This window comes from Enterobacter sp. 186315 (genome assembly GCF_053290175.1).
This window is the reverse complement of sequence record NZ_JBPTTK010000012.1, coordinates 99,366-113,060: the sequence shown is the minus strand read 5'-3', so window position 1 is coordinate 113,060 and position 13,695 is coordinate 99,366. Positions and strand designations below refer to the sequence as shown.

Here is a 13,695-nt window from a genome sequence, read left to right as displayed (position 1 = left end):
CAGTGGTGCAGGTGCTTGATTTGCATAAGATTGAACTTTGAATATCCACAAAAAATTCTTATTTTTCAGATAATTTAAAGGTCTTGAGAAAGAAAAGAGGGGGGTTAAGCGCGTGGAAAGTGTCCCCTGCAGGAATCGAACCTGCAACTAGCCCTTAGGAGGGGCTCGTTATATCCATTTAACTAAGGGGACGAAGCGGCACGAGTATAGCCTTATTTACACTTAGCGTTAAGCTCAATGCCGCCTGACTGCTCAAAGAGTCATCACTCAGGCCGATTTTTTTGTCGATTTTTCATCGTTTTCCTTCGCCTTGAGTTCAGCTTTGCGCTTGTTGGACATGTCGTTGCGGATTTGCGCGTGGCTCAGCAGGGCGAAAATAAAGGTCCCGCCGATGATATTTCCCGCAAGCGTGGGTATGGCGAATGGCCAGAAGAAATCGCTCCAGTGCAGCGTACCGTTAAAGACTAAATAAAGAATTTCAACGGTGCCGACAACGATGTGGGTGGTGTCCGCCAGCGCGATAAGCCAGGTCATCAGGATGATCACCACGATTTTTGCGCTGCCCGCGGATGGGAACATCCATACCATGGTCGCGATAATCCAGCCTGAAATAATCGCGTTTGAGAACATCTCAAGCGGCGTGTTTTCCATCACATCCATGCCAATTTTCACGAACGCATCACGGGTGGGTTCATCAAATATTGGCATATATTCGAATGCCCAGGCCGCAATCCCAGTCCCTATCAGGTTACCCAGCAATACCACGCCCCACAGGCGCAGCAATAAGCCGACGTTACCGAGGGTCGGGTTTTGCATTACCGGCAGTACGGCGGTGACGGTGTTTTCCGTAAACAGCTGCTGGCGCGCCATAATGACGATGACAAAGCCAAACGTGTACCCAAGGCTCTCTAGTAAAAAACCGCCGGGTACCCCTTCCAGATGAACGTGAAAAATCCCTTTCGCCAGCAGCGACGCGCCCATCGATAAGCCAGCGGCAATCGCGGACCACAGCAGCGCCATGGCGTCGCGCTCCATCTCCTTTTCCCCATCCTGGCGAATATGTTCGTGGATTGCCATCGCCCGCGAGGGCAGACGTTCCTCATCCACTTCTATTTTTTCGCCCCGGCTATTCTCCTCGCTTTCCACTTCATGCTCGTCTTCATTGTCACCAATTGTTTCTTTACTGATTTCCTTCATAACTGCTCCGGGCTGGGTGATCCTGCTATTAAGCGTAGCGGCTTTTCGCGCGTTCCCCGTCGGGATGCTCTGAAATTCCTGACAAAGGCAATAAAGGCGATACATCTCTTTCAAAGCCAATATAAAATTGCCGGCGAAACGAAAAGATAAAGCCAGGCTATGCTGAAATAACTGCGGCGGTGATTACCGTTCGCCATTGTGTGCGTAGACATCGCTAAACGTGCTGATACAATCGCTTACACGTTTACAGACGGGGCGTCAGTCGCTCCGTTACGGATGGCAATCAACGATAGCCATACTGAACAGGGAGATAATTATGAAACTTCGGCTGTCGGCGCTTGCGCTGGGCACCACGTTGCTCGTGGGCTGCGCAAGCTCGGGCGAGCAAACAGGGCGCTCCGATCCCTTAGAAGGGTTCAACCGCACCATGTATGACTTCAACTATAACGTGCTGGATCCTTATCTGGTTCGTCCGGTCGCGGTGGCGTGGCGCGACTATGTTCCCCAGCCAGCCCGTAACGGGTTAAGCAACTTCACCAGCAACCTCGAAGAGCCAGCGGTAATGGTGAACTATTTCCTGCAAGGCGATCCGTATCAGGGGATGGTGCACTTTACGCGCTTCTTCCTGAACACCCTGCTGGGGATGGGCGGCTTTATTGACGTTGCCGGAATGTCCAACCAGAAATTACAGCGCGAACAGCCGCACCGTTTCGGTAGCACTCTGGGCAGCTATGGCGTGGGTTATGGCCCGTATGTACACCTGCCGTTCTATGGTAGCTTTACGGTTCGTGATGACGGCGGCGATATGGTCGATACGCTCTATCCGGTGCTGTCATGGCTGACGTGGCCGCTGTCGATTGGTAAGTGGACGGTAGAAGGGATTGAAACGCGCGCACAGCTGCTGGATTCCGACGGTCTGCTGCGTCAGTCTTCCGATCCTTACATTATGGTGCGTGAAGCTTACTTCCAGAACCACGACTTTATCGCCAACGGCGGTAAGCTGAAGCCGGAAGACAATCCGAACGCGAAGGCTATCGAAAACGAATTAAAAGATATCGATTCGGAATAAATAAAAAAGGTGAGCAATGCTCACCTTTTTTAATATCTGCGCGATTAGAACGCGTAGTTGAAGTTTGTCCCGAACAGCCAGGCTTTACCGTCAGAATGGAAGGTATATGCCGCCGGGCCTTCACCCTCGGTGAAGCTCACGTTCTGACCGTGCATGTAAGATGCACCTACGTCGATTGAGGCGTCTTCGTTAAATGCGTAGGTCATACCGGCGCTCAGCCACAGACGGTCCTGATCCGGAATGGAGATGGAGCGCTTGTCGGCCGGAACCGGGCTGTCATCAAAGGCGATACCGGTACGGAAGGTCCAGTTCTTATCGTAGTAGTAGGTTGTACCCAGTGCGATACGATAAGCATCTTTGAAGCTTTCATCTTTATAGAACAGCGTCTGGCCATTATCGCCCGTCGCTTTCAGCTCCTGGAACTGACTCCAGCTGGTGTAGGTTAGGCTATAGTGAACGGCCCATTGTGGCGCAACGCGGTTATAGCCGGACACTTCCCACATTTCTGGCAGATGCAGAGACAGAGAGCCATTCTCCGTTCTGCCGCCAGTGCCTGCTGGCAGACCGGCCAGACCCATATTACCCAGAATGGTGCTCAGGTTTGGGTTAATGGAGCTTTTATAATCGCCGTCAAAGTCGATTTTCACTTCTGAACGGTAGGTCAGACCCCAACGGTTATTTTTATCCAGCTCATAAAGGATGCCGGCGTTCCAGCCGAAGCCCCATTCATCACCTTTCAGATGAGCAATCTGGTCATCAGCGGAATCAATCCCTTCGAGATAGGAAGGCGGCACCGCACCGGAGAGCTGACCTGCCAACATTGGGCCGAGTGAACCGGCATAACGCTCGATTTTCGCTTTCGCGTAAACGGCATCAAACCCTAAGCCGAAGCTCCAGTTGCTGTCCAGACGGTATGCACCGCTCAGGTTCAGGTTCAGGGTTTGCAGGTCGGTTTTACCGCCGTAGATCCCTGCTTCGTAGTTATTACCAAATTCCGTTGCCAGACCGTAGTTAGAGGTAACAGATGCACCCCAACCAAACTGATCGTTGATAGGCATAACAAAGTGCATGTTCGGCACCCATGCGCTTGGCGCGATGTTGTCCTGGTCTGCACTCTGCCCGGTTAAGGAGGATTTGCCGGTGATGTTGACATCAGGATCAATGTAAACAGCACCGATGGAAAAGGTAGGGCGATCAAACATTGTGATCAGTGCCGGGTTGCGGCTTGCATTGCCTGCGTCATCGGCAATGGCACCTTCCCCGGAATATGCGCGGCCAAGGCCAGAGGAAGAAAATTCGTTAAGCTGGAAGCCCGCGGACCAGGCGGACGTAGAGACTATTGCCACTGCAACTGCTAATGCAGTCTTGTTAAACAGGGTTTTCTGGCTCATGACCATAACCTCATTGAGTTATTTTTATTCAATAATTGTTACATACCGTAACAGGAGCGCGAAGTGTAGGGTCTGCGGTATGACATACAAATCAGACCAGTGGCGAGAGTATAGGTCTGACCAGATATGATGTTGCAAGTTTGTTTATTAATATTTTCAAACATGTTTCACGAAACGGGATCTGGGTGGCAAATTTGTGACCAGTGCGGCTCACCCAGAAAGGTGATTTTTGTTCTGGATCATTTTTAAGTGTGATATTGGTCACTTCTCTCACTTTGCGCCATTAACGACTGGAGCCCCATTTCATCGGGGCGTAAAATATCGGCAACGTGTTTATCTCGCGCTCGTCGCAATCAGAGAGGAAAATGAATATGAGTAAATGCAGTGCTGATGAAACCCCGGTTTGCTGCTGTATGGATGTTGGCACCATTATGGACAACACCGATTGCACCGCCTCTTACAGCCGCGTGTTCACCAACCGTGCAGAAGCGGAAGAGACCCTGGCCGCACTGAGCAAGCGCGCGCGTGACGTTGAATCCGATCCGTGCGATATCAAACCAACCTTCACCGACGTGGATGGCGGCGTGAAGCTGGATATCGACTTTGTTTTCGCCTGTGAAGCCGAAACGCTGATTTTCCAGCTGGGCCTGCGTTGATTTCTGCGGCCTGAAGAGATTCTCTTTCGTAGGCCGGGTAAGGCAACGCCGCCACCCGGCAACATACCGCACAAATGCCTCTGCCATGCAGGGGCATTTTCTTTTTTTTCTCTGTGTTTTACCTCGCAATTTTTTGTTTCCCCGATTGGCTCAATGTAAAAAAATGGTTAAGACTGTTATCAGGTCAGACCACTTTATGTTCTGAGTATTTATTTACAGGGGAGAGTTATGAGTCAGGCATTACCGCTTATCACCCGGCAGGGCGATCGCATCGCTATCGTCAGCGGATTGCGCACGCCGTTTGCGCGTCAGGCGACGGCCTATCACGGCATACCTGCGGTCGATCTGGGAAAAATGGTGGTGGGGGAGATGCTGGCCCGCAGCGAAATTCCGCCGGAGGTCATTGAACAGCTGGTGTTTGGCCAGGTAGTTCAGATGCCGGAAGCGCCCAACATCGCCCGAGAAATTGTTCTCGGTACCGGCATGAACGTGCATACCGATGCCTACAGCGTGAGCCGCGCCTGTGCAACCAGCTTCCAGGCGGTGGCAAACGTCGCGGAAAGCCTGATGGCGGGCACCATCCGCGCCGGGATCGCTGGCGGCGCAGACTCCTCCTCCGTCCTGCCGATTGGCGTGAGCAAAAAGCTCGCGCGCATTCTTGTGGACGTTAATAAAGCGCGTACCACGGGCCAACGCCTCAAGCTCTTCTCGCGCCTGCGCTTGCGCGATCTGATGCCCGTCCCGCCCGCGGTGGCTGAATACTCCACCGGCCTGCGCATGGGCGACACCGCCGAGCAGATGGCGAAAACCTACGCCATCACCCGCGAGCAGCAGGATGCGCTGGCGCACCGCTCGCATCAGCTTGCCGCAAAAGCCTGGGCCGAAGGCAAACTTACTGATGAAGTCATGACGGCCTACGTTCCCCCGTACCGTGAGCCGCTGGTGGAAGATAACAACATTCGCGGCAGCTCGACGCTTGCTGATTATGCGAAGCTGCGCCCGGCGTTTGACCGCAAGCACGGTACGGTGACGGCGGCGAACAGTACGCCGCTGACCGACGGTGCCGCGGCGGTGATCCTGATGACCGAATCCCGCGCGAAAGAGCTGGGCATTACGCCGCTGGGCTATCTGCGCAGCTACGCCTTTACGGCGATTGACGTCTGGCAGGACATGCTGTTAGGGCCAGCCTGGTCCACGCCCCTGGCGCTGGAGCGTGCGGGCTTAACCCTTGCCGATTTAACCCTGATTGATATGCACGAAGCCTTTGCCGCGCAGACGCTGGCAAACGTTCAGCTGCTGGCAAGCGACAAATTTGCCCGCGAGGTGTTAGGACGCGCTCATGCGACGGGCGAGGTGGACGAGAGCAAATTCAACGTGCTGGGCGGCTCCATCGCTTACGGTCACCCGTTTGCGGCTACCGGCGCGCGCATGATCGCTCAAACGCTGCATGAATTACGTCGTCGCGGCGGCGGCTTTGGGCTGGTAACCGCCTGTGCGGCGGGTGGGCTGGGTGCGGCAATGGTTCTGGAGGCGGAATAATGGAAATGACATCAGCATTCACCCTGACGATTCGCCCGGACAACGTGGCGGTGGTCACCATTGATGTGCCTGGCGAAAAGATGAATACCCTAAAGGCCGAGTTCGGCGTTCAGGTGCGGGCAATCTTGAAGCAGATCCGCGAGGACAAAACGCTTAAAGGGCTGGTGTTTATCTCCGCCAAGCCCGACAACTTTATCGCCGGGGCGGATATCAACATGATCGCCCGGGCGCAAAGCGCGCAGGAAGCTGAAGATCTGGCGCGTCAGGGCCAGCAGGTGATGGCGGAGATCAACGGCTTATCGATCCCGGTTATCGCGGCGATCCACGGTGCCTGCCTTGGCGGCGGGCTGGAGCTGGCGCTGGCCTGTCACCGCAGGATTTGCACCGACGACGCAAAAACCGTTTTAGGCTTACCCGAGGTGCAGCTGGGGCTTTTGCCCGGCTCCGGCGGGACGCAGCGCCTGCCGCGTCTGGTGGGGGTCAGCACGGCGCTGGAGATGATCTTAACCGGCAAACAGCTTCGCCCTCGTCAGGCGCTGAAGGCCGGTCTGGTCGATGACGTGGTCGCACCGTCTATACTGCTGGACGCCGCCGCCGAACTGGCGCTGAAAGGTCGTCAGGCAAAACGTCCTTTGCCGGTGCGGGAGCGCATCCTTGCCGGGCCGCTGGGCCGGGCGCTGCTGTTCAGGATGGTGGGTAAAAAAACAGAGCACAAGACCAAAGGTAACTATCCGGCGGCGAACCGCATTCTGGAGGTTATCGAAACCGGACTGGCCCAGGGCAGCAGCAGCGGTTACGCCGCAGAAGCCAGAGCCTTTGGCGAGCTGGCGATGACGCCGCAGTCGCAGGCGCTTCGCAGCATCTTCTTCGCTAGTACGGAGGTCAAAAAAGATCCGGGCAGCGACGCCCCTCCTGCGCCGCTGCGTTCGGCGGGCGTGCTCGGGGGCGGTCTGATGGGCGGCGGCATTGCGTTTGTCACCGCCAGCAAAGGCAAATTGCCCGTGCGAATCAAAGACATCAACCCGAAAGGCATTAACCACGCCCTGCAATACAGCTGGCAGCTCCTTGATCAAAAGGTAAAACGCCGCCATATCAAGGCCAGCGAGCGTGACAAAGTGCTGTCGATGATTTCAGGCACTACCGATTACAGCGGCTTTAGCCATCGCGACATTGTGATTGAAGCGGTGTTTGAGGACTTAGCCCTTAAGCAAAAGATGGTGGCGGAAGTGGAGGCGAACTGCGCGCCGCACACTATTTTCGCCTCTAACACCTCGTCATTGCCGATTGGGGATATCGCCGCCGAGGCCGCGCGTCCTGAGCAGGTGATTGGCCTGCACTTCTTCAGCCCGGTCGAGAAAATGCCGCTGGTGGAAGTGATCCCGCACGTTGCAACCAGCCCGCAGACCGTGGCCACCGTGGTGAAGCTTGCCAAAATGCAGGGCAAAACGCCGATTGTGGTGGCGGACAAAGCCGGTTTTTACGTCAACCGCATTCTAGCGCCCTATATCAACGAGGCGATGCGGCTGCTGACGGAAGGCGAGAAGATCGAACACGTTGATGAGGCGCTGGTGAAGTTTGGTTTCCCGGTCGGCCCAATCCAACTTTTGGATGAGGTGGGAATTGATACCGGCACTAAAATTATACCTGTGCTCGAAGCCGCGTATGGCGATCGTTTCAGCCCGCCTGCAAACATTGTTTCAGCAATTTTGAAGGACGATCGCAAAGGCAGAAAAAATCAGCGCGGTTTCTATCTTTACGCGGCGAAAGGGCGTAAAAGCAAGAAACAGGTCGACCCTTCAGTTTATGGGCTTATTTCCGCAAGCGGGCAGGGAAAACTGTTGGCACTTCAGTGTGCTGAACGCTGCGTGATGATGATGCTTAACGAAGCGGCGCGCTGCTACGGTGAGCAGGTGATTAAAAGCGCGCGCGATGGCGACATCGGTGCGGTATTTGGTATTGGTTTCCCGCCGTTCCTTGGCGGCCCGTTCCGCTATATGGACACCCTCGGACCGGATGAAGTGGTTGCTATCCTGCAACGTCTTGCCACGCAGTACGGGTCGCGGTTTACACCTTGTGACCTTTTATTGCAGATGGCGGAACGCGGTCAAACATTTTGGTCCGCAAGGGAAACTGACCCTGTAAGTTAAGGTCAAAGAAGCGTAAATCCCGAGGTGAATGAACCTGTTCTGGCGAAATTGTAAACAGAGATTGACTATACTTACGCCATTGAGGTAAAAAACAGCGTTTCATTCACCGAATGGATCAGGCACAATGCCCGGCCACCAGGTTCCTGCCTCCCGGATGTTTTTCGCGGGCAGCCAGCGCTGGTGCTTCTGGTTAACAAAAGCGGTGCAATATGCAAGTTTTTATCATGCGTCACGGCGACGCGGCACTCGATGCCGCCAGTGACTCAGTACGTCCTTTAACCGTGTGTGGCTGCGACGAATCTCGTCAGATGGCGACCTGGCTCAAAGGCCAAAAAGTGGACATCGAACGCGTCCTGGTGAGTCCGTTCCTGCGTGCGGAACAGACGCTGGACGTGGTAGGGGAGTGTATGAACCTGCCGACCAGCGTGGATGTCCTTCCGGAACTCACGCCGTGCGGCGATGTGGGCCTTGTCAGCGCATACCTTCAGGCGCTGTGCAACGAAGGTGTCTCCTCGGCGCTGGTGATTTCGCACCTGCCGCTGGTGGGGTATCTGGTCTCTGAGCTGTGCCCGAGCGAAACGCCACCGATGTTTACGACCTCTGCCATTGCTAACGTCACCCTCGACGAAACGGGCAAAGGGGTATTTAACTGGCAAATGAGTCCGTGCAACCTGAAGATGGCAAAAGCCATTTGACGTGACGCGCTGCTGGCGGGGTTCCCCACCAGTCTGTCAGGGCAGCTCTGGCGGCTGCCACTCTTCTACTTCAATCAGCACCAGTAATGCGGCATCTCCGCCGTACTCTTTGGGTGCCTGATGAAACGCCATCACGTGCGGGTGCTGCGCCAGCCACAGCGGGGTCTGTTGCTTGAGAATATGTTTCCCGTGGCCGTGCATCACGCAGGCGCAAAAGACATGTTCACGGCGACAGGCGGCAATCAATGCCCCCAATTCCTGTTTCGCCTGCATCTGCGTTAAGCCGTGCAGATCGAGAAACAGCTCCGGCGAATAATCCCCCCGGCGTAATTTCTTCAGCTCAAAATGGCTGACGTCTTCGCGCACGTACTTCACCGCGCCCTGAGTATTGAGCAGCGGCTGAAATTCGTCCGAAAAATAGTGGCTGTTATCGGCCTGTTCCTGCAATAAGCGTTTAACCGGGACTTCGGACACTTTCTTGCGAATCGGGCGGTGGACGAGGGTGTCCTGCTTGATTTCACGCGTTCCGGTCATGAGCTGACGGAAGAGCGCCTGATCCTCCTGGCTGAGCGTGGTTTTCTTTTTCATTAGCCTGTCTCATCTCTGATTTCCGCTAGTGTACCTGACTAAATGCATTTTTTAACCTCAAGCGGTACGCGTCATTGCTGATTTATCGGCGTCTTCATGGCAAACTAGCCGCCGAAAATTATGCGAGCGTGCCCTGGAGGAAAGAGTGGATAAAATTTTTGTCGATGAAGCAGTAAACGAGCTGCACACCATACAGGACATGTTGCGCTGGTCCGTTAGCCGCTTCAGCGCCGCCAATATCTGGTACGGACACGGCACGGATAACCCGTGGGATGAGGCCGTTCAGCTGGTTCTGCCCTCGCTCTATCTGCCTCTCGATATTCCTGAAGATATGCGCACCGCGCGCCTGACCTCCAGCGAAAAACACCGCATCGTCGAGCGAGTGATCCGCCGCGTCAACGAGCGTATTCCGGTCGCCTATCTGACCAACAAAGCCTGGTTCTGCGGCCACGAATTCTACGTGGACGAGCGCGTGCTGGTGCCGCGTTCACCGATTGGTGAGCTGATCAACAATCACTTCGACGGCCTGATTAACCATCAGCCGCAGCACATTCTGGATATGTGTACCGGCAGCGGCTGCATCGCCATTGCCTGCGCCTACGCCTTCCCGGAGGCCGAAGTTGATGCCGTAGATATCTCCACCGACGCGCTGGCGGTAACCGAGCACAACATCGAAGAGCACGGCCTGATCCATCACGTGACGCCAATCCGCTCTGACCTGTTCCGCGACCTGCCGACGCTGCAATACGATCTGATCGTTACCAATCCGCCGTATGTGGATGCAGAAGACATGTCGGATTTGCCAAACGAATATCGTCATGAGCCGGAGCTGGGCCTGGCCTCGGGTTCCGATGGCCTGAAGCTGACGCGCCGCATTCTGGCCTGCGCGCCGGACTACCTGACCGATGACGGCGTTCTGATTTGTGAAGTCGGCAACAGCATGGTACATCTGATAGAGCAGTACCCGGATGTGCCGTTCACCTGGCTTGAGTTCGATAACGGCGGTGACGGCGTCTTTATGCTGACCAAAGCGCAGCTTCTCGACGCGCGTGAACATTTCAGCATCTATAAAGATTAATCCAGCGGGCTTCGGCCCGTTTCACAACGCTCAAACACAAATAACGACAGCGGAGCCGTGATGGCAGGAAACAGTATTGGACAATTATTCCGCGTGACCACGTTCGGTGAGTCGCACGGGCTGGCGCTGGGCTGCATCGTTGATGGCGTCCCGCCAGGCATCGAACTGACCGAAGCCGATTTACAGCACGATCTTGACCGCCGCCGCCCCGGCACCTCTCGCTACACCACGCAGCGTCGCGAGCCGGACCAGGTCAAAATTCTCTCCGGCGTTTTTGAAGGCCGCACCACCGGCACCAGCATTGGTTTGCTGATTGAAAACACCGACCAGCGTTCCCAGGATTACGGCGCCATTAAAGATGTGTTCCGCCCGGGTCACGCCGATTACACCTACGAGCAAAAATACGGTTTTCGCGACTATCGCGGCGGCGGACGTTCCTCCGCGCGCGAAACCGCGATGCGCGTGGCGGCAGGTGCTATCGCCAAAAAATATCTGGCACAGAAATTTGGCATCGTTATTCGCGGCTGTCTGACCCAGATGGGCGACATTCCGCTGGCGATCAAAGACTGGGAACAGGTTGAACAAAACCCGTTCTTCTGCGCCGATGCCGATAAGCTTGAAGCGCTCGACGAACTGATGCGCGGCCTGAAAAAAGAGGGCGACTCCATCGGTGCGAAAGTGACCGTCGTCGCCGACGGCGTGCCGGCAGGCTGGGGCGAGCCGGTATTTGACCGTCTGGACGCCGACATTGCCCACGCGCTGATGAGCATCAACGCGGTGAAGGGCGTAGAAATCGGCGATGGTTTTGACGTGGTCGCGCTGCGCGGCAGTCAGAATCGCGACGAGATTACCACTCAGGGCTTCCAGAGCAACCACGCGGGCGGCATTCTTGGCGGCATCAGCAGCGGGCAGCAAATTGTCGCCAATATCGCGCTGAAACCGACCTCAAGCATTACCGTGCCGGGCCACACGATTAACCGCGCGGGCGAAGAAGTTGAGATGATCACCAAAGGACGTCACGATCCGTGCGTGGGGATCCGCGCCGTGCCGATCGCCGAAGCGATGCTGGCGATCGTGCTGATGGATCACTTCCTGCGCCAGCGCGCGCAGAATGCGGATGTGACGACCACCATTCCACGCTGGTAAACATGAAAAAAACCGCAATTGCTCTGCTGGCGCTGCTCGCCAGCGGAGCCAGTCAGGCCGCCACCCCGTGGCAAAAAATCACCCATCCTGTGGCGGGGAGCGCGCAGTCGATTGGCGCGTTCTCGAACGGCTGTATCGTGGGCGCTCAGGATCTGCCGCTCCAGTCCGATACCTATCAGGTGATGCGTACCGATCAGCGTCGCTACTTCGGCCACCCGGATCTGGTGCTGTTCATCCAGCGTCTGGGTAACCAGGTCCACAATCTGGGGCTGGGCACCATGCTGATTGGCGATATGGGGATGCCTGCGGGCGGGCGCTTCAACGGTGGGCACGCCAGCCACCAGACCGGACTGGACGTTGATATCTTCCTGCAACTGCCTAAAAACCGCTGGAGTGCTTCGCAACTGCTGAGGCCGCAGGCGCTAGATTTGGTTTCCCGCGACGGCAAAAGCGTAGTGCAGACGCTCTGGACGCAGGATGTCTCCAGCATGATCAAGCTGGCGGCAAAAGATAACGACGTGACGCGCATTTTTGTGAACCCGGCCATCAAGCAGCAGCTCTGCCTGGATGCGGGCACCGATCGCGACTGGCTGCGTAAAGTGCGCCCGTGGTTCCAGCATCGTGCGCATATGCACGTTCGCCTGCGTTGTCCGGCGAACAGCCTGGAGTGCGAAGATCAGCCGTTACCGCCGCCGGGCGATGGCTGCGGCGCTGAGCTGCAAAGCTGGTTTGAACCCGCTAAACCTGGAACCTCTAAGCCTGAGAAGAAGACACCGCCTCCGTTGCCGCCTTCCTGCCAGGCGCTACTGGATGAGCATGTACTCTGATGGATAACTTCGTCGATCTGTTTATGGTGTCACCGATGCTGCTGGTGGTGCTGTTTTTTGTTGCCATGCTTGCCGGTTTCATTGACGCGCTGGCGGGCGGGGGCGGTTTACTGACCGTCCCGGCGCTGCTGGCGGCGGGTATGAGCCCGGCGCAGGCGCTGGCCACCAACAAGCTTCAGGCATGCGGGGGATCGCTCTCCGCATCGCTCTACTTTATCCGCCGCAAGGTGGTGAACCTCGCCGATCAAAAGCTCAATATCCTGATGACCTTCATCGGTTCCACCTCGGGTGCGCTGCTGGTGCAGCACGTCCAGTCGGATATTTTGCGCCAGATCCTGCCGATTCTGGTGATCTGCATTGGCCTCTATTTCCTGCTGATGCCTAAGCTGGGTGAAGAAGACCGTCAGCATCGTCTGTACGGCCTGCCGTTTGCGCTTATTGCGGGCGGCTGCGTGGGCTTTTACGACGGTTTCTTCGGCCCGGGCGCGGGCTCGTTTTATGCGCTGGCCTTTGTGACGCTGGCCGGGTTCAACCTCGCGAAATCCACCGCCCATGCCAAAGTGCTGAACGCCACGTCCAACGTCGGCGGCCTGCTGCTGTTTATCATTGGCGGCAAGGTTATCTGGGCGACCGGATTTGTGATGATGGCAGGACAGTTTTTGGGCGCGCGCGCGGGCTCGCGTCTGGTATTGAGCAAGGGGCAAAAGCTGATCCGCCCGATGATCGTTATCGTATCGGCGGTGATGAGTGCCAAGCTACTTTATGACAGCCACGGACAGGAGATCCTCCACTGGTTGGGGATGAACTAATGAACAGTACGCATAAATACGAACAGCTGGTTGAGATCTTCGACGGCTGCTTTGCTGATGATTTTAATACCCGTCTGATTAAAGGCGACGACGAACCGATCTATCTTCCTGCTGATGCGGACGTTCCCTACAACCGCATCGTGTTTGCGCACGGCTTTTACGCCAGCGCGCTGCACGAGATTTCGCACTGGTGTATCGCCGGAAAAGCCCGTCGCGAGCTGGTGGACTTTGGATACTGGTACTGCCCGGACGGGCGCGACGCGGCGACGCAGGGGCAGTTTGAGGACGTTGAGGTTAAACCTCAGGCCTTTGACTGGCTATTCTGCGTGGCGGCCGGGTATCCGTTTAACGTCAGCTGCGACAACCTTGAAGGCGATTTCGAGCCGGACCGTATCGTGTTTCAGCGCCGCGTTCACGCGCAGGTGATGGAGTATCTTGAGAAGGGCATCCCGGAACGTCCGGCGCGCTTTATCAAGGCCTTACAGAATTATTATCACACGCCGGAGATCACGGCGGAATGCTTCCCGTGGCCGGAAGATATTTAACAGAGGAA

13 protein-coding genes and 1 tRNA gene are annotated in these 13,695 nt (G+C 56.0%); 10 read left to right on the top strand and 4 right to left on the bottom strand.

From position 1 onward, the window contains the following. Positions 1-120: 120 nt before the first annotated feature. Both ACSVHP_RS14930 and ACSVHP_RS14925 read right to left on the bottom strand, forming a co-directional pair. Positions 121-192, bottom strand: a tRNA-Arg gene (locus ACSVHP_RS14930). Between the two features lie 75 nt (positions 193-267). Continuing rightward, on the bottom strand, positions 268-1,197 hold the full coding sequence (locus ACSVHP_RS14925) for a formate/nitrite transporter family protein (RefSeq protein ID WP_447552298.1): 930 nt from the start codon (positions 1,195-1,197) through the stop codon (positions 268-270). A 316-nt stretch (positions 1,198-1,513) separates the two neighbouring features. On the opposite strand from ACSVHP_RS14925, the gene mlaA reads away from it, so the two are divergent. Further along, a complete protein-coding gene (mlaA, locus tag ACSVHP_RS14920; RefSeq protein ID WP_234675372.1) occupies positions 1,514-2,266 on the top strand; it encodes a phospholipid-binding lipoprotein MlaA in 753 nt (250 codons plus the stop codon). 44 nt (positions 2,267-2,310) lie between these two features. Here mlaA and fadL read toward each other — a convergent pair whose 3' ends face one another. Further along, the gene (fadL, locus tag ACSVHP_RS14915; RefSeq protein ID WP_447552297.1) at positions 2,311-3,657 is read right to left on the bottom strand and encodes a long-chain fatty acid transporter FadL; all 1,347 of its coding nucleotides are present in this window, start codon (positions 3,655-3,657) and stop codon (positions 2,311-2,313) included. A 371-nt stretch (positions 3,658-4,028) separates the two neighbouring features. On the opposite strand from fadL, the gene ACSVHP_RS14910 reads away from it, so the two are divergent. From ACSVHP_RS14910 to sixA, 4 genes are all read left to right on the top strand, one after another. Then, on the top strand, positions 4,029-4,313 hold the full coding sequence (locus ACSVHP_RS14910) for a YfcZ/YiiS family protein (RefSeq protein WP_234675374.1): 285 nt from the start codon (positions 4,029-4,031) through the stop codon (positions 4,311-4,313). A gap of 228 nt (positions 4,314-4,541) precedes the next feature. Continuing rightward, complete coding sequence (fadI, locus tag ACSVHP_RS14905) at positions 4,542-5,852, top strand: acetyl-CoA C-acyltransferase FadI (RefSeq protein WP_447552296.1); 1,311 nt, start codon at positions 4,542-4,544, stop codon at positions 5,850-5,852. After that, positions 5,852-7,999, top strand: coding sequence for a fatty acid oxidation complex subunit alpha FadJ (fadJ, locus tag ACSVHP_RS14900; RefSeq protein WP_447552295.1), 2,148 nt, complete (start codon positions 5,852-5,854; stop codon positions 7,997-7,999). Before fadI ends, fadJ begins: the two co-directional genes overlap by 1 nt. Positions 8,000-8,208: 209 nt before the next feature. Further along, on the top strand, positions 8,209-8,694 hold the full coding sequence (sixA, locus tag ACSVHP_RS14895) for a phosphohistidine phosphatase SixA (protein WP_234675377.1): 486 nt from the start codon (positions 8,209-8,211) through the stop codon (positions 8,692-8,694). A 36-nt stretch (positions 8,695-8,730) separates the two neighbouring features. On the opposite strand, the gene smrB is transcribed toward sixA, so the two are convergent. Next, the gene (smrB, locus tag ACSVHP_RS14890; RefSeq protein WP_447552294.1) at positions 8,731-9,282 is read right to left on the bottom strand and encodes an endonuclease SmrB; all 552 of its coding nucleotides are present in this window, start codon (positions 9,280-9,282) and stop codon (positions 8,731-8,733) included. Positions 9,283-9,427: 145 nt separating this feature from the next. On the opposite strand from smrB, the gene prmB reads away from it, so the two are divergent. Genes prmB through ACSVHP_RS14865 form a run of 5 tightly spaced genes read left to right on the top strand, consistent with a single transcriptional unit; the run spans position 9,428 to position 13,687 of the window. Then, on the top strand, positions 9,428-10,360 hold the full coding sequence (gene prmB / locus ACSVHP_RS14885) for a 50S ribosomal protein L3 N(5)-glutamine methyltransferase (RefSeq protein WP_010433217.1): 933 nt from the start codon (positions 9,428-9,430) through the stop codon (positions 10,358-10,360). A gap of 60 nt (positions 10,361-10,420) precedes the next feature. Further along, positions 10,421-11,506, top strand: coding sequence for a chorismate synthase (aroC, locus tag ACSVHP_RS14880; RefSeq protein WP_447552293.1), 1,086 nt, complete (start codon positions 10,421-10,423; stop codon positions 11,504-11,506). Positions 11,507-11,508: 2 nt separating this feature from the next. Beyond that, entirely contained in the window at positions 11,509-12,333 is an 825-nt protein-coding gene (gene mepA, locus ACSVHP_RS14875) for a penicillin-insensitive murein endopeptidase (RefSeq protein ID WP_447552291.1), read from the top strand. After that, positions 12,333-13,142, top strand: a complete 810-nt coding sequence (locus ACSVHP_RS14870) for a sulfite exporter TauE/SafE family protein (RefSeq protein WP_447552290.1) — start codon at positions 12,333-12,335, stop codon at positions 13,140-13,142. The genes mepA and ACSVHP_RS14870 overlap by 1 nt, the downstream gene beginning before the upstream one ends. Then, the gene (locus ACSVHP_RS14865; RefSeq protein WP_234675382.1) at positions 13,142-13,687 is read left to right on the top strand and encodes an elongation factor P hydroxylase; all 546 of its coding nucleotides are present in this window, start codon (positions 13,142-13,144) and stop codon (positions 13,685-13,687) included. Before ACSVHP_RS14870 ends, ACSVHP_RS14865 begins: the two co-directional genes overlap by 1 nt. Positions 13,688-13,695: the final 8 nt, after the last annotated feature.